This window comes from Flavobacterium haoranii, assembly GCF_009363055.1.
GTDB lineage: Bacteria > Bacteroidota > Bacteroidia > Flavobacteriales > Flavobacteriaceae > Flavobacterium > Flavobacterium haoranii.
On the sequence record NZ_CP045292.1, the window covers coordinates 2712268 to 2731862 of the forward strand.

At 31.3% G+C, this 19595-nt stretch carries 17 protein-coding genes, 1 tRNA gene and 1 pseudogene; 13 read left to right on the plus strand and 6 right to left on the minus strand.

The annotated features are described in order from the left end of the window. The 13 genes and pseudogenes from GCU34_RS12760 to GCU34_RS12820 all read left to right on the plus strand — a co-directional run bounded on the left by GCU34_RS12760 (position 1) and on the right by GCU34_RS12820 (position 15119). The gene (locus GCU34_RS12760) at positions 1–360 is read left to right on the plus strand and encodes an FtsL-like putative cell division protein (protein ID WP_072781415.1); all 360 of its coding nucleotides are present in this window, start codon (positions 1–3) and stop codon (positions 358–360) included. After that, positions 351–2345: a penicillin-binding protein gene (locus GCU34_RS12765; RefSeq protein WP_072781413.1), complete on the plus strand. Its 1995-nt coding sequence runs from the start codon at positions 351–353 to the stop codon at positions 2343–2345. The genes GCU34_RS12760 and GCU34_RS12765 overlap by 10 nt, the downstream gene beginning before the upstream one ends. Next, the gene (locus tag GCU34_RS12770) at positions 2342–3805 is read left to right on the plus strand and encodes a UDP-N-acetylmuramoyl-L-alanyl-D-glutamate--2,6-diaminopimelate ligase (protein ID WP_072781410.1); all 1464 of its coding nucleotides are present in this window, start codon (positions 2342–2344) and stop codon (positions 3803–3805) included. The genes GCU34_RS12765 and GCU34_RS12770 overlap by 4 nt, the downstream gene beginning before the upstream one ends. Before the next feature lie 3 nt (positions 3806–3808). After that, positions 3809–5029, plus strand: a complete 1221-nt coding sequence (gene mraY / locus GCU34_RS12775) for a phospho-N-acetylmuramoyl-pentapeptide-transferase (RefSeq protein ID WP_072781408.1) — start codon at positions 3809–3811, stop codon at positions 5027–5029. A 1-nt stretch (position 5030) separates the two neighbouring features. Then, positions 5031–6362: a UDP-N-acetylmuramoyl-L-alanine--D-glutamate ligase gene (gene murD / locus GCU34_RS12780; RefSeq protein WP_072781406.1), complete on the plus strand. Its 1332-nt coding sequence runs from the start codon at positions 5031–5033 to the stop codon at positions 6360–6362. Between the two features lie 8 nt (positions 6363–6370). Beyond that, positions 6371–7651 carry an FtsW/RodA/SpoVE family cell cycle protein gene (locus GCU34_RS12785; RefSeq protein WP_072781403.1) on the plus strand — a complete coding sequence of 427 codons (1281 nt, stop codon included), beginning with the start codon at positions 6371–6373 and terminating at the stop codon, positions 7649–7651. 1 nt (position 7652) lies between these two features. Then, complete coding sequence (gene murG, locus GCU34_RS12790) at positions 7653–8756, plus strand: undecaprenyldiphospho-muramoylpentapeptide beta-N-acetylglucosaminyltransferase (protein WP_072781401.1); 1104 nt, start codon at positions 7653–7655, stop codon at positions 8754–8756. 1 nt (position 8757) lies between these two features. Continuing rightward, positions 8758–10116 (plus strand): UDP-N-acetylmuramate--L-alanine ligase, encoded by a 1359-nt coding sequence (murC, locus tag GCU34_RS12795; RefSeq protein ID WP_072781398.1) that lies wholly within the window; start codon positions 8758–8760, stop codon positions 10114–10116. Next, entirely contained in the window at positions 10094–10819 is a 726-nt protein-coding gene (locus GCU34_RS12800; RefSeq protein ID WP_072781396.1) for a cell division protein FtsQ/DivIB, read from the plus strand. Before murC ends, GCU34_RS12800 begins: the two co-directional genes overlap by 23 nt. Before the next feature lie 13 nt (positions 10820–10832). Beyond that, positions 10833–12206: a cell division protein FtsA gene (gene ftsA, locus GCU34_RS12805; protein ID WP_072781392.1), complete on the plus strand. Its 1374-nt coding sequence runs from the start codon at positions 10833–10835 to the stop codon at positions 12204–12206. Positions 12207–12221: 15 nt separating this feature from the next. Further along, positions 12222–14205, plus strand: a pseudogene (ftsZ, locus tag GCU34_RS12810) (cell division protein FtsZ). Positions 14206–14521: 316 nt separating this feature from the next. Next, positions 14522–14971 (plus strand): GatB/YqeY domain-containing protein, encoded by a 450-nt coding sequence (locus GCU34_RS12815; protein WP_072781387.1) that lies wholly within the window; start codon positions 14522–14524, stop codon positions 14969–14971. A 74-nt stretch (positions 14972–15045) separates the two neighbouring features. Next, positions 15046–15119: transfer RNA gene (locus tag GCU34_RS12820), tRNA-Arg, on the plus strand. Between the two features lie 969 nt (positions 15120–16088). On the opposite strand, the gene GCU34_RS12825 is transcribed toward GCU34_RS12820, so the two are convergent. The 6 genes from GCU34_RS12825 to GCU34_RS12850 form a co-directional block, all read right to left on the minus strand. Then, on the minus strand, positions 16089–16679 hold the full coding sequence (locus GCU34_RS12825; RefSeq protein WP_072781385.1) for a helix-turn-helix domain-containing protein: 591 nt from the start codon (positions 16677–16679) through the stop codon (positions 16089–16091). A gap of 101 nt (positions 16680–16780) precedes the next feature. Then, on the minus strand, positions 16781–17224 hold the full coding sequence (locus tag GCU34_RS12830) for a hypothetical protein (protein ID WP_072781383.1): 444 nt from the start codon (positions 17222–17224) through the stop codon (positions 16781–16783). Positions 17225–17228: 4 nt separating this feature from the next. Continuing rightward, positions 17229–17507, minus strand: coding sequence for a helix-turn-helix domain-containing protein (locus tag GCU34_RS12835; protein ID WP_072781380.1), 279 nt, complete (start codon positions 17505–17507; stop codon positions 17229–17231). Between the two features lie 174 nt (positions 17508–17681). Beyond that, on the minus strand, positions 17682–17915 hold the full coding sequence (locus GCU34_RS12840; protein ID WP_072781378.1) for a hypothetical protein: 234 nt from the start codon (positions 17913–17915) through the stop codon (positions 17682–17684). 22 nt (positions 17916–17937) lie between these two features. After that, positions 17938–18255: a site-specific integrase gene (locus GCU34_RS12845; RefSeq protein ID WP_227658687.1), complete on the minus strand. Its 318-nt coding sequence runs from the start codon at positions 18253–18255 to the stop codon at positions 17938–17940. A gap of 5 nt (positions 18256–18260) precedes the next feature. Next, complete coding sequence (locus GCU34_RS12850) at positions 18261–19226, minus strand: phage integrase SAM-like domain-containing protein (protein ID WP_152378483.1); 966 nt, start codon at positions 19224–19226, stop codon at positions 18261–18263. Positions 19227–19595: the final 369 nt, after the last annotated feature.

The window sequence follows — 19595 nt, forward strand, 5'->3', positions numbered from 1 at the left end:
ATGAAACAGGGAGTTTACAGCCTTTTGAAAGCTAAATTTTTAGTAAGTGACGATGCTCTTAAAAATTGGAAGTTCATTGTTTTTTTAATTGTCCTAGCGATGATCATGATTGCAAATAATCATTGGTACGATGCTAAAAATTATAAAATAACCGAGTTAACGAATAAAGTTAAGGAGTTGCGTTCAGAGTTTGTAGATAAACGTTCCGAGTTGATGAAATTAAAAATGGAATCAACAGTTTCGAAAAAAATGGAAGAAAGAAATATTTTTCCTGCTGAAGTTCCTCCCACAAAAATTATAGTAAAACAAAAAGAAGATAAAAGTAAAAGTTTTTTTGAACGATTAAAAATATGGCAGTAAACCAAAAAAATACAAATTATAGAATGTATTTAGTGGCCTTCACTATGTTCGTGATGGCTGTTTTGGTTTTGGTTAAATTAAATAATATTCAATGGATAGAAGGAGAATATTATCGCAAATTAGCAAAAGAACGTACGGTTAAAAATTTTACTATTCCTGCAAATAAAGGAAATGTTTATTCGGCAGATGGTAGTTTATTAGCAACTTCAATTCCGGAGTATACTATTAGATTTGATGCTTTGTCGCCTTCCTCAGAAAATTTTTCAGAATTATTAAAGCCGTTAAGTGATTCGTTGGCAAAAATGTTTGGCAAATCAACAGGTTTTTATCAATCAGAATTGCAAAAAGCTCGTAATAATAAAAATCGCTATTTCTTAATTGCTCGAAAATTAAGTTATACCGATTATATGCGTATCAAAAGTTTTCCTTTATTCAACAAAGGAGCTTATAAAGGCGGAATTATTATCGAACAAAAAACAGTTCGTTCGCATCCTATTGGTTTAGTGGCACAAAGAACAATTGGTTACGAAAGAGAAAATGCAGACGGTTCTGCAAATGGTAAAGGTTTAGAATTTGCTTTTAGTACTTACTTAAATGGGAAAAATGGGCATCGTATGATGCAAAAAATTGCAAAAAGTCAATGGAAACCTATCAGTGATAATAACGAATTAGAACCTCAAGATGGTTACGATATTATTTCAACAATAGATGTATATATTCAAGATATTGCACATCACGCGCTTTTAAAACAACTAGAACATTATCAGGCAGATCATGGTTGTGTGGTTGTAATGGAAACTAAAACTGGCGAAGTAAAAGCAATTTCAAATTTAGGTAGAGCAGATGATGGTTCTTACTATGAAACTCAAAATTATGCTGTAGCCGAATCGCACGAGCCTGGTTCAACTTTTAAGTTAGTTGATTTGATAGCTCTTTTAGATGATAACAAGATTGATACAAGTAAAGTATATGATACAAATGGCGGTGTTATTGAATATTATAATAGGAAAGTAAGAGATTCTAAAAAAGGTGGTTACGGAAAAATTTCAATTGCTAGAGGTTTTGAGCTTTCTTCAAATACAGCATTAGTAAAAGCAGTAACCGATAATTATGCCAGCAATCCACAACAGTTTGTAGATAGAATTAACAGTTATGGTTTAAACAAACCACTAGGTTTACAATTAGTTGGAGAAGGAAAACCAAGAATTCCTCAACCTGGAGATAAAAATTGGTACGGAACAACATTGCCTTGGATGGCATTTGGTTATGGAGTTGCAATGACACCATTACAAACTCTGACGCTCTATAATGCTGTAGCAAATGATGGTAAAATGATAAAGCCATTCTTTGTTAAGGAAGTAAAAGAATGGAATAAAACCATTAAAAAATACGATATCGAAGTAATTAATCCTAAAATTGCTTCAGATGAAACATTAAATAAAGTTCGTGCGGTATTAGAAAATGTGGTAAAAAAAGGAACAGGTTCAAAACTATATTCTAAAGACTTTTCTATGGCGGGAAAAACAGGTACGGCTCAAGCAAATTATCGCGACAAATCGAAGTTACACTATGTGTCGTCTTTTGTAGGATATTTTCCAGCAAACGAACCTAAATATTCTTGTATTGTAATTGTGCATAAACCTAATGTAGCTGCAGGATATTATGGAGCAGATGTTGCGGGACCAGTTTTTAAAAGAATTGCTCAAAAAATTTATACCGATTCGCCGCCAACAAATCATATCAAGAATATTGATTCTGAAATTGCTTTGGTAGAACAAAACTATAATTCGTACTATAAAAAAGCGCAAGATATAACTACTAAAGTTCCTAATGTAAAAGGAATGCAAGTTATGGATGCAATTGCATTATTAGAAAATTTAGGATTTAAAGTAAAAGCAAACGGATTAGGAAAAGTGAAATCTCAATCTATTCAAGCGGGAGAACCTATTCATAACAACGAAACAATTGTATTAGAATTATCGTGAATATTTTAAAAGACATATTATATAAAGTACATCTTGAAGCGGTTCAAGGTGCAACAGATATTGCTGTAAATAAAATTGAATTTGATTCTAGAAAAGTAGAATTGAATGATGTTTTTGTAGCTATTCGCGGTTTACTTTCAGATGGACATGATTTTATTGAAAAAGCTGTAAATCAAGGTGCAATTGCAATTGTTTGTGAAGAATTTCCATCAAAAATAGTAAACGGAGTTACATATGTTAAAGTTGAAAATTCAAACGAAGCTTTAGCACATTTAGCTAATAATTTCTACGAAAATCCATCTTTAAAATTACGCTTAGTTGGTGTTACAGGAACCAATGGTAAAACTACCATTGCGTCATTGTTGTACCAAATGTTCAAAAAAGCAGGTTATAAAGTAGGCTTGTTATCAACTGTAAAAATTATGGTTGATGAAACAGAATATAAAGCAACACACACAACACCAGATTCATTGACAATAAATTATTATTTAAATGAAATGATTGAAGTTGGGTGCGAATTTTGTTTTATGGAAGTTTCTTCTCACGGAATTCATCAAAAAAGAACGGAGGGTTTGCATTTCGAAGGCGGAATATTTACAAATCTTTCTCACGATCATTTAGATTATCACAAAACATTTGCAGAATATCGCGATGTAAAAAAATCATATTTTGATAATCTGCCTAAAACAGCATTTGCTATAACAAATGTTGATGATAAAAACGGAAGTATAATGCTTCAAAACACAAAAGCTAAGAAAATTACTTATGCTATTAAATCTTATGCCGATTATAAAGCGCAAGTTTTAGAAAATCAATTTACAGGATTGCTTTTAAAAATTAATAACAATGAGGTTTGGACCAAATTAATTGGTTCTTTTAATGCCTATAATTTGTTAGCTATTTATGCTACTGCTGTAGAATTAGGAATTGAACAAAATGAAGCGTTGCGTTTACTTTCAGAATTAGAAAGTGTTTCTGGAAGATTTCAATATTTCATTTCAAGTGGAAAAATTACAGCGATTGTAGATTATGCGCATACACCAGATGCATTAGAAAATGTGTTGAATACCATAAATAATATTCGCACAAAGAATGAAGAATTAATTACAGTTGTAGGTTGTGGTGGCGATAGAGATAAAACCAAACGACCAATAATGGCTCAAATTGCTTCGGAACTAAGTACGAGAGCCATTTTTACTTCAGATAATCCAAGAACAGAAGATCCTCAAGTTATTATTGAAGAAATGGAAAAAGGTGTTGAGGCTCAAAACTTCAAAAAAACACTTTCCATTTTAGATAGAAAACAAGCTATAAAAACAGCATGTCAATTAGCGCAACCAAATGATATTATTCTAATTGCAGGAAAAGGGCATGAAACTTATCAGGAAATAAATGGTGTGCGCCATGATTTTGATGATTTAAAAATTGTAAAAGAATTATTAAGCCAACTAAACAAGTAACCTATGCTATATTACATTTTTCAATATTTAGATAAAGCCTTTGATGTTCCAGGAGCAGGTGTGTTTCAATACATCACTTTTCGTTCTGCAATGGCATTTATTGTGTCATTGTTAATAGCTACAATTTATGGTAAAAAAGTAATTAACTTTTTAAGAAAACAACAAGTAGGAGAAACAGTTCGCGAGCTTGGTTTAGAGGGTCAAACTCAAAAAGCCGGAACGCCAACAATGGGAGGAGTTATCATTATAATGGCAACATTAATTCCAGTTTTATTATTTGCCAAATTAGAAAATATATATGTTGTTCTATTAATAATTACAACACTTTGGATGGGAACTATTGGTTTTATAGACGACTATATCAAAGTTTTCAAAAAAGATAAAGAAGGTTTAAAAGGAAGGTTTAAAATTGTTGGTCAAGTTGGTTTAGGTTTAATTGTAGGATGTGTATTGTACTTTCATCCAGGAGTAACTATCAAAAAGGATATTGAAATTAATAAAGTAACTATTGAGAATATTGAAAAAATAAAATCGGTAGAAGTTAAGTCAACAGAAACAACTATTCCATTCTTAAAAAACAACACTTTTGATTATGCTAAAGTGTTGTCTTTTATGGGTGAGGGTTACCAAAACTGGGCTTGGTTAATTTTTATTCCAGTGGTAATTTTTATCATTACAGCGGTTTCAAACGGTGCTAATTTAACAGATGGAATCGACGGTTTAGCCGCAGGAACTTCAGCAATTTCAGTTCTAACCTTAGGTATTTTTGCATTTGTTTCGGGGAATATCATTTTCTCAGATTATTTGCACATCATGTACATTCCTAATTCTGGAGAAATTACCGTTTACATTGCAGCTTTTGTAGGTGGATTAGTAGGTTTTCTTTGGTACAATGCTTATCCTGCACAAGTATTTATGGGCGATACAGGAAGTTTAACAATTGGTGGTATAATTGCCGTAATTGCTATTGCAGTTAGAAAAGAACTTTTAATTCCAATTATTTGTGGTGTCTTTTTAGCCGAAAATTTATCGGTAATGCTACAAGTAAGTTATTTTAAATATACTAAGAAGAAGTATGGCGAAGGTCGAAGAATTTTCTTGATGTCACCTTTGCATCATCATTATCAAAAGAAAGGTTTCCACGAAAGTAAAATTGTATCTCGTTTTTGGATTGTGGGAATCCTATTAGCAATTCTTTCACTTGTGTTATTAAAACTTAGATAATATGCGATTAGTTGTTCTAGGTGGAGGAGAAAGCGGAGTAGGTACCGCAATTTTAGGAAAGAAGAAAGGATACGATGTGTTTGTTTCTGATTTTGGAAAAATAAAAGAAACCTACAAAGAAGTTCTATCAATTAATGGCATTCAGTGGGAAGATGAGCAACATACTGAAGATTTAATTTTAAATGCTGATGTAGTGATGAAAAGTCCAGGTATTCCTGATAAAGCTCCAATTATAAAGAAGTTGGTCGAAAAGGGAATCTCTGTAATTTCTGAAATTGAATTTGCAATCCAGTTTACAAATGCATTAACAATAGGTATAACTGGTAGCAATGGAAAAACCACTACAACATTATTAACCTATCATTTGTTAAAACAAGGAGGTTTAAATGTTGGTTTAGCAGGAAACATTGGAAAGAGTTTTGCATGGCAAGTTGCCGAAGATAAATTCGATGTTTATGTGTTAGAATTAAGTAGTTTTCAATTAGACGGAATTATTAATTACAAGCCACACATTGCCATAATTACCAATTTGAGTCCAGATCATTTAGATCGCTATAATTATGATTACAATCAATACATCGCGGCTAAGTTTAGAATAACGATGAATCAAGATGAAAACGACTTTTTAATTGTGGATGGAGACGATATAGAAATTCAAAAATGGTTACAAAACAATAAAATAGAAGCAAACGTCATTCCTTTTTCGCTTCAAGATAAAAATAAAGAAGGAGGATATGTACAAGAAAACAATATATATAACAACGTCAATAACGAATTATTTACTATGCCAATTAACGAATTAGCTTTAGAAGGAAAACACAACGTTAAAAATGCTATGGCTGCAACAGCAGTAGCGCAGTTGATGAAAATTAGAAAACAAACTATCAGAGAAAGTTTAAGCAATTTTCAAGGAGCAGAGCATCGTTTAGAAAAGGTTTTAAAAATTCAAGACGTACAATATATTAACGATTCAAAAGCTACTAATGTAAATTCTGTTTTTTATGCTTTAGATAGCATGACTACACCTACAGTTTGGATTGTAGGAGGAGTAGATAAAGGAAACGACTATGATGAATTAATGCCATTAGTTCGCGAAAAAGTAAAAAGCATTATTTGTTTAGGTGTTGATAATCAAAAGTTAATGAACACTTTTCAAAATGTAGTAGATACAATTGTAGAAACAACATCAATGGTTGAGGCTGTTAAAATTGCTCAAAAAATGGCAGAAAAAGGCGATGCAGTTTTACTTTCTCCAGCTTGTGCTAGTTTCGATTTATTTGAAAATTACGAAGATAGAGGTCGTCAATTTAAAAATGCAGTAAGAAATTTATAATATTTAAAATGAATTTTTTAAACAAGTTAAGAGGAGATAAAGTTATTTGGGCAATAGTTGTTCTATTGGCGCTTATCTCATTTTTACCTGTTTATAGTGCAAGTACTAACTTAGTTTATGTTATTGGTAAAGGTTCAACGTTAGGTTACTTGTTTAAACATTTAGTTCATTTATTTATTGGTTTTGTTATTATATTTTGGATACACAAAGTACCCTATCATATTTTTAGAGCACTATCAATGCTCGGTTTACCAGTGGTAGTCGCTTTATTGATATATACTTTGTTTCAGGGAACTACAATTGGTGGTGCAAATGCGAGTCGATGGATACAAATTCCTTTTGTTGGAATTAGTTTTCAAACATCTACTTTAGCGTTTACCGTTTTAATGGTTTATGTGGCGCGTTATTTGGCTAAAGTAAGCGATAAAGAATATTCCTTTAAGGATTCATTATTAGAGTTATGGTTACCCATCTTTGGAGTATTAATTTTTATCCTTCCATCCAATTTTTCTACAACAGCCTTAATCTTTTCAATGGTTTGTATGTTGTTGTATATTGGACAATATCCATTAAAATATCTAGGAGTAGTCTTAGGTTCAGGTTTTGTGGTGCTAATGTTGTTTTTCTTAATGGCAAAGGCATTTCCAGATAATAAATTGTTTAGTAGGGTTAGTACATGGGAAAGTCGAGTTGAACGATTTCTGCACGACGAACCTAATGAAGATGATTATCAAATTGAAAAAGCTAAAATTGCGATTGCATCAGGTAAAATTTATGGTTTAGGACCAGGAAAAAGTGTTCAGAAAAATTTTTTACCACAGTCTTCATCCGATTTTATTTTTGCCATTATTGTAGAAGAATATGGATTAATAGGAGCAATTGGAATTGTGTTTTTATACTTATTGCTTTTTTTTAGATTTATAATAAATGCTCAAAAGGCTTCAACTTTATTCGGAAAATTATTAATCATTGGATTAGGATTTCCAATTATTTTTCAAGCATTAGTAAATATGGCTGTTGCTGTTGAATTATTACCAGTAACTGGTCAAACTTTACCGCTCATTAGTGCCGGAGGAACGTCAATATGGATGACTTGCGTTTCCATAGGAATTATTTTAAGTGTTACCAAAAAAGATGAAGAAGTAGCACAAGACGAAGAAGAAAAGAAACAAAGAGATGAAGCTTTAAAAAGAATTATCGACAGAGAAATTCAAGAAGGTTCGACTGAAAATACAGAAGAGGAAATCGATGAGTCCCCAAACCCATTAGAACCTGTTTTAAATCAATAGTATGGAAAAGAAATTTAAGTTTATTATCAGTGGTGGTGGAACTGGCGGACACATTTATCCAGCGGTTGCTATTGCAAACGAATTAAAAGTTCGTTTCCCTGATGCTGAATTTTTGTTTGTTGGGGCAAAAGATAAAATGGAGATGCAAAAAGTGCCTCAAGCGGGTTACAAAATTGAAGGTCTTTGGATTTCAGGAATTCAAAGAAAATTAACCTTACAAAATTTAGCATTTCCTTTAAAATTAGTGTCGAGCTTATTTAAGTCTTTCTTAATTATAAAAAGATTTAAGCCCGATGTGGTAATTGGAACAGGAGGTTTTGCAAGTGGAGCTGTTTTAAAAGTAGCATCTATGTTAGGAGTACCTACATTAATTCAAGAGCAAAATTCATTTCCAGGTATTACAAATAAATTATTAGCTAAAAAGGCTGAAGCTATTTGTGTTGCTTACGATGGAATGGAAAAGTTTTTTCCGACTGATAAAATAAAATTAACTGGTAATCCGGTTAGGCAAGATTTAATTTTTGTTGACGATAAACGCTTGCAAGGATTGACTTATTTTGAGTTGAATACCGAAATGAGAACATTGCTTGTTTTAGGTGGAAGTTTAGGAGCTAGAAGAATAAATCAATTAATGGAGAAGGAACTCGATTTTATTCTTCAATTGGGAATTCAGGTGGTTTGGCAATGTGGAAAGTTGTATTATGACGAGTATAAACATTTAAATGAGAAAGAAAACGTACATGTTTTTGCGTTTATTGATAGAATGGATTTTGCTTATGCAGCAGCCGATTTTATAATTTCTCGTTCAGGTGCATCTTCAATTTCTGAATTACGTATTGTAGGAAAACCAACAGTTTTAATTCCATCGCCTAATGTAGCGGAAGATCATCAAACGAAAAACGCAATGTCATTATTCGATAATAAAGCGGCTATTTTGTTAAAGGAAATAGAGTTAGAAGAAAAATTTAAACACACTTTTGCCGATTTAGTTTCAAATGATGAATTACAAGATAAATTAAGTAAGAAAATTCATAAAAGAGCGTTACCAAATGCAACAAATAACATTGTTGACGAAATAGAAAGATTAATTGGAATAAGAAAGTAAAATGAATTTACAACAAATAAATAGCGTATATTTTATTGGTATTGGAGGTATTGGAATGAGTGCCTTAGCACGCTATTTTATGCATATTGGTAAAAATGTTGCAGGTTACGATAAAACACCTACACAACTTACTGATGAATTAATCGCTTCAGGAATGTCAATTCATTTTGAAGACGATGTTAAATTAATCGATGCTAAATTTTTAGATAAAGAAACAACTTTAGTGGTGGTAACTCCAGCGGTTCCAAAAAATCATAGTGAATGGAATTTCTTTTTAGATAACGGATTTGTAGTTAAAAAAAGAGCCGAAGTTTTAGGAATTATTACTAAAGATACATTTTGTTTTGCAATTGCTGGAACTCACGGTAAAACTACTACTTCTAGTATTTTAGGTCATATTCTTTTTGAAAGTGGTGTAGATGTTACGGCTTTTTTAGGAGGAATTGTTGAAAATTATAATTCAAATTTAATTGGAACAGGAAAAACAGTTACTGTTGTAGAAGCAGATGAATTTGATCGTTCCTTTTTGCATTTGCATCCTAACTTAGCTTGTGTTACTTCAATGGATGCAGATCATTTAGATATTTATGGCGATGCTACTGCAATTGAAGATTCGTTTAGAGAATTTGCTCATAAAGTTGAGTCGAAAAATTTGTTTGTTGCAAACGGACTTCCATTAAATGGAAATACAATTGGTGTAAATGTTTCTTCAGATTTTGAAGCTCAAAATATTAGAATTGAAAATGGTTTTTATGTTTTCGATGTAAAAACACCAACCGAAGTAATAACGAATATAAAATTTGGCTTACCAGGTCATCATAATCTGTCAAATGCGCTAATTGCTTTAGCAATGGCAAAAAGTTATGGAGTTTCAAATGATAATATTAAAAACGCCTTAGCTTCTTTTAAAGGAGTTAGACGTCGTTTTTCATTTCAAATTAGAGAAGAGAAGTTAGTGTATATAGATGATTATGCACATCATCCAACAGAAATAAATGCAGTGCACCAAGCAGTGAGGGAATTGTATCCAAATAAAAAAGTTTTGGCAGTTTTTCAGCCACATTTATTCTCCAGAACTAAAGATTTTGTTGATGGTTTTGCAGAGAGTTTATCAAAGTTTGATGAAGTTGTGTTATTGGAAATTTATCCTGCTAGAGAATTGCCTATGGAAGGTGTAAATTCTAGTTGGCTTTTAAGTAAAATAAATAATCCAAATAAGAGATTAATAGAGAAACAAGAATTGTTAACGGATATTAAAAATTCAAATTTTGATGTTTTGGTAACAATTGGTGCTGGCGACATTGGAGAAATGGTAAAAGACATTAAAAAAATGTTAGATGAAGAAGCTAAATTGGTATAATATTCGATTGGTTGTTATCGTTGTTTTAATGGTTTTTTTGTATTCTTTTTCGAGTACTAGAAATGAAAATCGTAAAATAAAGGAGCCAACTATTTCATTTGCAAAAGGTCAAGAGAATTTGTTCATAACTCATGAAATAGTTAATAACTTGTTGAAACAAAATTTAGGAGGCACGTATAATATTAAAAAAGTTAAAGTAGATTTGAATACTCTAGAAACTGTTCTCGATGATCACGAGATGATAGAAAAAGCAGAAGTTTTTTCGACAATAGACGGTTCTCTAAGTGCGCTAATAACCCAAAAGACCCCAATCGTTCGTTTTGTGTCAAGTAATGATTCATATTATCTTGATAGCAAAGGAATTAAAATGCCGTTATCTGAAAACTTTTCTGCGAGAGTACCTCTTGTAACAGGTTCGCTTGCCGAAAACGGAACGGAAAAATATATAGAATTGTTTAATGAAATTAGTAAAGACGATTTCTTAAGCAAGAACATTACTGGTGTTAAAATATTACCATCGGGAAGTGTTATTATGACAAATAGGAATTTCGATTACAAAATTGTATTCGGGAATCCTATATATGTTAAAAAGAAATTAGATAATTACAAAGCTTTCTTTTACCACGCTGTAAAAGATACTTTGGTTAAAAATTATAAGGAAGTAAACCTTATGTTTACGCAACAAGTAGTTTGTAAGAAATAGAATTGAAAGTAAAATGAACAAAGACAACATTGCAGTAGGACTAGACATCGGAACCACAAAAATTGTGGCAATGATTGGTAGAAAAAATGAATATGGAAAGTTAGAAATTCTTGGCTTGGGTAAAGCGAAGAGTTTAGGTGTTCATAGAGGCGTTGTAAATAATATTACACAAACTATTCAATCTATTCAACAAGCAGTTTTAGAAGCTGAAAATGATTCAGGATATAAAATTAACGATGTTGTTGTAGGAATTGCAGGTCAGCACATCAGAAGTATTCAACATAGCGATTATATCAGTCGCAATAATCCAGATGAAGTAATCGGAGATTTGGATATTGATATGTTAATTGGTCAAGTACACAAATTAGCCATGTTACCAGGTGAAGAAATTATTCACGTTTTACCACAAGAATTTAAAATTGATGGTCAAAGCGAAATAAAAGAGCCTATCGGAATGTATGGCGGAAGATTAGAATCTAGTTTTCACGTAGTAGTAGGTCAAGCAGCTTCAATAAGAAATCTTGGTCGTTGTGTAAAAAGTGCTGGATTAGAATTATCAGGATTAACATTAGAACCATTAGCTTCTGCTGATGCAGTTTTAAGTCAAGAAGAAAAAGAAGCAGGAGTTGCATTAATCGATATAGGTGGTGGAACAACAGATTTAGCCATTTTTAAAGATGGTATCATTCGTCACACTGCCGTTATTCCATTTGGAGGTAATGTAATTACAGAAGATATCAAAGAAGGTTGTTCAATTATTGAAAAACAAGCCGAATTATTAAAAGTAAAATTTGGATCAGCTTGGCCTGGAGAAAATAAAGACAATGAAATTGTTTCTATTCCCGGATTAAGAGGTCGTGAGCCAAAAGAAATTTCATTAAAAAACTTGTCAAAAATTATTCATGCAAGAGTAGTAGAAATTATAGAGCAAGTTTATTCTGAAATTAAACTTTACGGTCATGAAGATCCAAAAAAGAAATTAATTGCAGGAATTGTTTTAACTGGAGGTGGCGCACAACTAAAACATATTAAACAATTAGTAGAATATATAACAGGAATGGATACAAGAATTGGGTATCCAAACGAACATTTAGCTGGTAACTCAAACGAAGAATTATCGAGCCCATTATATGCTACGGCTGTTGGTTTAGTTATGAATAGTATTCGAAATAATACTAAGAGCGCAACGCCATTAGTGGAATTGAAAAAAGAAGAGCCTGTTGTTGTTCACGAACCGATAAAAGTGGTAGAACAACAAGAAAAAGTAGAAGAAGTGCAAGAACAAGTAATGTCTCATGAAACGGAAACTACTGGTGAAAAAATCAAAAAATCATTTTTTGATAAATACATAGAGAAGATTAAAGAATTTTTAGATAACGCCGAATAAAAAAAGTACCACATTATGTCAGAATTTTCAAGTATCGAATTTAATTTACCTAAAAACCAATCAAACGTTATCAAAGTTATTGGTGTAGGAGGTGGAGGTAGTAATGCTATCAACCACATGTTTAAACAAGGAATTAAAGGTGTTGACTTTGTAGTTTGTAATACCGATGCGCAGGCTTTGCAAAATAGTCCCGTTCCAAATAAAATTCAATTAGGTTTAAGCTTAACTGAAGGTTTAGGAGCAGGAGCAAATCCAGAAGTTGGTCATCAATCTGCAATTGAAAGTATTTCAGAAATTGAGAAAATGTTAGACACTAATACTAAGATGGTATTTATTACCGCTGGTATGGGTGGTGGTACAGGTACTGGTGCAGCTCCAGTAATTGCTCAATTAGCGAAGGAACGCGATATTTTAACAGTAGGTATTGTAACAATTCCGTTTCAGTTTGAAGGGAAAAATCGTTCAGAACAAGCTATGCAAGGGGTTGAAAGACTTCGTAAGCAGGTTGATTCGTTGATTGTAGTTAATAATAATAAATTAAGAGAAGTTTACGGAAACCTTGGTTTTAAAGCAGGTTTCTCTAAAGCTGATGAAGTGTTAGCAACTGCGGCTCGTGGTATTGCCGAAGTTATTTCTCAACACTACATTCAAAATATCGATTTACGCGATGCTAAAACGGTACTAGCAAATAGTGGTACTGCGATTATGGGTTCGGCTGTAATTTCTGGAGAAGAAAGAGCAAAACAAGCTATTGTAAGTGCGTTAGATTCTCCTTTATTAAATGATAATAAAATTACGGGTGCTAAAAATGTATTGTTGTTAATTGTATCTGGTTCTTCTGAAATTACACTAGATGAGATTGGAGAAATTAACGAATACATCCAAAATGAAGCAGGTTACAGTGCAAATATTATTATGGGTGTTGGTGAAGACGAAACTTTAGAAGACGCTATTTCAGTAACAGTAATTGCTACGGGTTTTAATATCGATCAACAAGCAGAAATTATTAATACCGAGCCTAAAAAAATAATTCATTCTTTAGAAGATGAACAAAAAATTGTTCACGATTTATCAGCGCCTATTCAAAATATGGTTGTAAATGAGCCTATTTTTGAATCTAAAAATGATGTTGTTGCTGAAGAAGAAACAAAAACTGAAGCTGTTGTTGAAGAGCAAAAAGTTGTATTTACATTAGAAGAAGAGGAAGAAAAGGAAGTAATTGAAACGCCAGCTCCTGTTCAATTTGAAATAAATGAAGTGGTGCCAACTCCAACTATGGATTTAGTTCCTACTTCTGAGTTAATAAAAATATAGATGTTACATTCGAAGTAGTTTCACCAAATGTAGCGCCTTCGTTCGAAATTATTACGCCACAAATTAGAGAAATCGAAGTTGTAGAACCGGAGTTTGTTTTAGGAGATGAGTTTAAATTTTCGTTAGACTTATTTGATGCGCCAACAGCAAAAACGGAACAAAAAACAATTTTCGATTTAAATATTAATGAAGAAGTTAGAGAAATTAAAGTTAATGATCCTATTAATGTAGTTCCTGTAACTGAAGTTAGTAAAGATGGTGTTGTAAAATATTCTCTAGAAGATTTCGAAGAAAAAGAAGAAGTAGTTGAACAAAAAGTAGTTGCTAAAGTTCAAGAACCAGTTGATGAAGAATTAAATTTTCAGTACAAAAAGAAGAGAAAACAACTTTTACAAATTCTGAAAACTTAGATAATGTTTCTCCTTTCGAAATGACAATCGAAGAAACATTAAAAGCAAGAGCTGCAGAACGAAAAAGAAAAATGAAAGAGTTTAATTATAAGTTTAATTTAGCTTCTTCAAATATTGATGAGTTCGAAAAAGTTCCAGCTTATAAAAGAATGGGAGTAGATGTAACTTCTACGCCAGATGTTAACAATCAGTCTAGAACCTCATTGGGAACCGATAGTAATGATGATTTACAATTAAGATCTAATAATTCGTTTCTACATGACAATGTAGATTAGTCCATAAATCCCAACCTACATAAATCCCGATTTTATCGGGATTTTTTTTATTTTTGCACTATTATTTTTGGAACCTATTTCCAGCTATTCGCTTTAGTTTTAATAAATGCTTTGCATTAATCAAAAGCTATCGCTACTATCTGGGGTAGTTTATTTAAGAAAAAGAAATCGTCATTTCGAGTATTTCAAAATTTTTTGGAATATATCGAGAAAAAGATTTCATATAATTACAAGTTTGGTTCTCGATACAATTTTCGACGAAAATCACTCGAACTGACGTTGAAAAGAAATATAACAATAAATAAAAAATAATATTATGAGTTTAGAAAAACAAATAATGGATCAAATGAAAGAAGCAATGAAAGCAAAAGATTCAGTTGCTTTAGAAGCTTTAAGAGCCATTAAATCAGGAATTATATTAGCCAAAACAGAATCGGGAGCAAAAGAGGAGTTATCGGCTGATGAAGAAATTAAATTATTACAAAAGTTAGTTAAACAAAGAAAAGATAGCGCTGCAATTTATACTGAACAAGGAAGAGCTGATTTAGCAGAACCCGAGTTAGCACAAGTAGCAGTTATCGAAAAGTTTTTACCAGCACAATTATCTGAAACAGAAGTTGAGGCTGCAGTAGCTAAAATTATTGCTGAAGGCGGATTTTCAGGAATGGCAGCTATGGGGCAAGTAATGGGGCTTGCATCAAAGCAATTAGCAGGAAAAGCTGACGGTAAAACAATATCAACTGTTGTTAAAAAGCTTTTAGCTTAATTAAAAAGATATAAGTTAGAATATAGAGGATAGATTACTTCATAATTCTAAAATCTAAATTCTAACTTTCTATTGGCTCCGTAGTTCAACTGGATAGAATAACGGATTTCGGCTCCGTTGGTTGGGGGTTCGAATCCCTTCGGGGTCACAACTAAATTTTAAAAATCCTTATTATATAAGGGTTTTTTGTTTTTAATAGGTTTGTTTTCCCGACATTTTCCCGACATAGAGAGTATTTTAACTTTTTTTCGCCGTATTTGGCAAATTTCACGCACTGGGTTTTAATGTATTGTTGAGGTTCCCGATAGGGCAAAGTATTTTAATTGAATTCCGAAGCTCTCGCACTCCAGGAGTATTATTATAACCTCATCGAGAGAAAACGCCGTATTTGGCAAATTTCACGCACTGGGTTTTAATGTATTGTTGAGGTTCCCGATAGGGCAAAGTATTTTAATTGAATTCCGAAGCTCTCGCACTCCAGGAGTATTATTATAACCTCATCGAGAGAAAACGCCGTATTTGGCAAATTTCACGCACTGGGTTTTAATGTATTGTTGAGGTTCCCGATAGGGCAAAGTATTTTAATTGAATTCCGAAGCTCTCGCACTCCAGGAGTATTATTATAACCTCATCGAGAGAAAACGCCGTATTTGGCAAATTTCACGCACTGGGTTTTAATGTATTGTTGAGGTTCCCGATAGGGCAAAGTATTTTAATTGAATTCCGAAGCTCTCGCACTCCAGGAGTATTATTATAACCTCATCGAGAGAAAACGCCGTATTTGGCAAATTTCACGCACTGGGTTTTAATGTATTGTTGAGGTTCCCGATAGGGCAAAGTATTTTAATTGAATTCCGAAGCTCTCGCACTCCAGGAGTATTATTATAACCTCATCGAGAGAAAACGCCGTATTTGGCAAATTTCACGCACTGGGTTTTAATGTATTGTTGAGGTTCCCGATAGGGCAAAGTATTTTAATATTTTTATGTAACTTACTATATATCAATAAGTACACCCCCTACCTAAAACGCATTGCGAGTATAATTCTGTCTAAACAGCGATGTACAACACTATCGAATACCCATGATAAAAAGGCATATCCCCAATAAATAATTATTTAAAATGTTTTATCTCTATATAATTGTTGAGGCTCATTCAAACGTTTTAAATCAGGGCGTTTTATTGTATCTACGTTATTAGTTTTGTTGTAATTTAATTCGTCATTAATCCATTTCTTTAATTTAACTAAAGAAACATTTTTATTAAAATAAAAATCATTAAATTTTTCAATCATAAAAGCCCATTGTTCTTTACTGAATTTATTTTTAAATTCATTTTCAATATTAATAACTTCATTTGAAAAGTTTAATTTTAAAAAATCAAAGGGAGAGCACTCTCTCTTTATTTCTTTAACTTCTTTTATATTCTTATTTTCTTTAGTTGTTGTTTTTTGTTTGTTGTTTCTTTGTTTTTTGTTTGTTGTTTTTTCTTCAATACCTACCCAAGTATCATAATTTACAATAGTTATAGTAGTATTTTTGTTTGTTGTTTTAGTTTCTATATAATTAGTTTCTTTTAATTTATCGAGAGCTCTCCTAATTTGAGCAATTGATAACCCTAGAGCATTAGATAATTTATCATTACTAGTTACAAATTGCCCTCTATTTATTTTGTGACCTTTCCAGTATTTTGTTTCGTAATTAGCCATAATTAGAATATGTAAAAATGTACTCCTTATGCAATTATCCGAGTACCATTCCCAATCTAATATTTCTTCCCTAACTATTTGAATATAACCATACTTCATTATTATCGTATTTTAACCTCATTTGTAGGATATTCAAATTGATGTAGATATATAAACTTTAATTTATCTTTTAATGAATAAGGATTAAAGTTTTTAAAGTAGTCTATTACTAAAATTCCCAAATCGGCGCAAACTTGCACTAATAAAAGACTTTTACGCCCTTTAGAGTTTACTTCATCGCCATAGTAAACGCCTTTTAAGGTTGTTTCTCTCAATCCAGTTACTAAATCGCTATCACTCCAATTCGGTTTATCTCTTTTACGTAGCCAAAAATCAATATCAGTACAATTGTTTTTTCCAAAATTGCGCTCAATTTGTACCCATTCCGTAAATAAGTAGTTGTTTTCCATTGGTTCCGTAGAAGTCAAATAATACTTTGAAACGGTTTCTTTTACATTATCTAATTGATAAATAAAACGTGTGAAGTAAATACCATTTGTTTGCATAGCTCTATTTATTTGAATTATTAATTATTTCTTCAATATCCGAGCGTTTAAAGTATGTGCGGTTTCCTACTTTGTAAGGTTTTAAAATTCCTTTATTCATCCAGTTATGCAAACAAAAGTTACTTATCTTTAGTAACGATTTTGTTTCTTCTCGAGTTAAATAACTATCGGGTTCTTTAGGTTGAAATTCTTTTTTTAATACTTCAATTTCATTTTTTACACTAATAGAAATTAATTCTTTTAACTGGTCGGGGTTTACGCCGTGTAACATTGTTGTTTCCATAACTATATAATTTAAATTGTACTTCTTAATTTTTTACAATACTACAGCACTAAGAAAAGTTACAACGGTATAAAAGTTTACTTTCTTAATTGGTTTGTATTAATGTTACTTTGTTTTGTAAAAAAAAACACCTACAATAAGTAGGCGCATTTATGTTAAGTTAAAAGAAATAGATTAACAATTATTGGAAGTTTTAAAACTTTGAAAGTCTTTATATTTTAATTCTCCGAAATATTGAAAGTATTTATTATTAACATGGTTAAATGTTTCTTCTTGCGTTTCATGATGAGGTAATAATAAAAAATACTCTTTGTAAAATCCTTTATTTGTAGAAATACGGCGCATTTCTTTTCGTTCTTTTTTAAGGGTTTTTAATTCGTTTTCCAATTGTTTTAATAGAGTTTCCATAATTATAGTTATTTAGCGATTTTTAATTCAATTTTATTATCTTTTTTAGTTTTTCTGTTTGCCAGTATTCACGTAAAAAGTCGGCATTATCTTTAGCCGTTTTACCAATATATTTTAATAACATTTTTTCGGTAGTGTGACCAGTTGCAGACATAATAACGGGCGTTGGTAGTTTTCCGTAATGGATAGTTGCAAAAGTACGGCGTCCTATATGCGTTGAAACTAATTCGTATTTTTTATAAGTTGAGTTTACTTTACGCCAAATCGGGTTCTTTTGCGTTCCAATGTTTTCAAGTTTACGCCCTTTAACCTCATCGTTTATATTTAATTCTTTGCACACCTCTTTTATGTAGTCATTATACTTTTGAGTTGAAATTTTATGCGGAAATCCCCAATATTTTCAATAATAGACTTTATTTGCCAGTGTATTGGTAAAATAATCTTTTGCCCAGTTTTTTGCGCCGTATATTCGATAAAATCCCCGTTTAAGTTTTCTTTTGTGAAGTTTACTAAATCGGAAGCTCTCGCACCAGTCCAAACACCAATAATTAACCAGTTTTTTGCATTTTGTAAATAGTTTTGCTCAAAGTTTGAGTAAAATATAGTATCAATTTCTTTTTCTGAAAAAGTTACAAAAGTTGTAGGTTCTTTAGTAACTCGAAATTCACTTTTAGTAAAATCATTATTAACTTTTATTCCGTTCTCTTTTGCGTCTTTACATATTGATTTTAATAGCGCAATATGTTTACCAATAGTGTTAAAACTTAATTTTTGATTTTTATTTAAGAAGTTTACAAACTCTCTATAAAATTTTAAATCTATATCAGTAAATACAAATTGTTTGTTTTTAAGTTTTTGAAAATCTTTAATTTTTTGTGTTAAATTTTTGTATCGTAGTTTAGTAATGTGAGTTACACCAGTACGCCCGTTTTTTTGTACTTTAAAATCCAAATTATCAATATAAAAACTCGAATACGAAACAAAATAATTTAAATCGGTTGTTTCTCTTTGATTAAAAACATTTTTTATTATACTCTCGAGCCAATAAGAGTTAATTAATTCCCCTTTAGCATAATCAATAGAAAATTTATTAATCACCTCATCTCTTAACTCATTAAGTTTATTTTGTAGGTTTAGTTTTTCTGAAAATTCGGCAACTTGTCGCACGTTGCCGTTTTTATTATTCCAGTATTTAGAATTAATGATTAAAGATGTACTTTTTGTAAAATCGAATTTACGCCCGTGTAAGAAACGCAAATAAATTGTACTAGGGTAATTGTCACTTTTAATAAAAAACTTAACAGACGCCATAAAAACAATATTTAAGAATTCAAATATAATGTTTTCCCGACATTTTCCCGACATTTTTATAATTTATTCAAACTTTAACGAATTTATAAAAACAATTTACAAAAAGTAAAATCTTTTTTAATGGTTATATTTACTGGGTTTTATTTCTTTTTTTACTGAAAAAATTGAAGTTTTGAAAATGTGTAAAATTATATAGGTTGTACTCCCTTCGGGGTCACAAATTTAAATGCTTAAAGTTTGTTAAGCATTTTTTTATTTCCTTGTTTAAATGTATTTTTAGACATCAAATCAATTTTCTTTGAACTATTTACTTATTTTATTTGGTGCAATATTTATAAGTTTATTTGCTTATAATGTTATAGTTGAGCC

What these genes read in the sequence shown, in the direction of transcription:
- GCU34_RS12840 (WP_072781378.1), bottom strand. Translation starts at nt 17,915, where the DNA reads ATGGAAACTCTATTAAAACAATTGGAAAACGAATTAAAAACCCTTAAA.
- GCU34_RS12825 (WP_072781385.1), bottom strand. Translation starts at nt 16,679, where the DNA reads ATGGCTAATTACGAAACAAAATACTGGAAAGGTCACAAAATAAATAGA.
- GCU34_RS12850 (WP_152378483.1), bottom strand. Translation starts at nt 19,226, where the DNA reads ATGGCGTCTGTTAAGTTTTTTATTAAAAGTGACAATTACCCTAGTACA.
- GCU34_RS12765 (WP_072781413.1), top strand. Translation starts at nt 351, where the DNA reads ATGGCAGTAAACCAAAAAAATACAAATTATAGAATGTATTTAGTGGCC.
- GCU34_RS12815 (WP_072781387.1), top strand. Translation starts at nt 14,522, where the DNA reads ATGAGTTTAGAAAAACAAATAATGGATCAAATGAAAGAAGCAATGAAA.
- murC (WP_072781398.1), top strand. Translation starts at nt 8,758, where the DNA reads ATGAATTTACAACAAATAAATAGCGTATATTTTATTGGTATTGGAGGT.
- GCU34_RS12800 (WP_072781396.1), top strand. Translation starts at nt 10,094, where the DNA reads ATGAAGAAGCTAAATTGGTATAATATTCGATTGGTTGTTATCGTTGTT.
- GCU34_RS12760 (WP_072781415.1), top strand. Translation starts at nt 1, where the DNA reads ATGAAACAGGGAGTTTACAGCCTTTTGAAAGCTAAATTTTTAGTAAGT.
- GCU34_RS12835 (WP_072781380.1), bottom strand. Translation starts at nt 17,507, where the DNA reads ATGGAAACAACAATGTTACACGGCGTAAACCCCGACCAGTTAAAAGAA.
- GCU34_RS12785 (WP_072781403.1), top strand. Translation starts at nt 6,371, where the DNA reads ATGAATTTTTTAAACAAGTTAAGAGGAGATAAAGTTATTTGGGCAATA.
- GCU34_RS12830 (WP_072781383.1), bottom strand. Translation starts at nt 17,224, where the DNA reads ATGCAAACAAATGGTATTTACTTCACACGTTTTATTTATCAATTAGAT.
- ftsA (WP_072781392.1), top strand. Translation starts at nt 10,833, where the DNA reads ATGAACAAAGACAACATTGCAGTAGGACTAGACATCGGAACCACAAAA.
- mraY (WP_072781408.1), top strand. Translation starts at nt 3,809, where the DNA reads ATGCTATATTACATTTTTCAATATTTAGATAAAGCCTTTGATGTTCCA.
- murG (WP_072781401.1), top strand. Translation starts at nt 7,653, where the DNA reads ATGGAAAAGAAATTTAAGTTTATTATCAGTGGTGGTGGAACTGGCGGA.
- murD (WP_072781406.1), top strand. Translation starts at nt 5,031, where the DNA reads ATGCGATTAGTTGTTCTAGGTGGAGGAGAAAGCGGAGTAGGTACCGCA.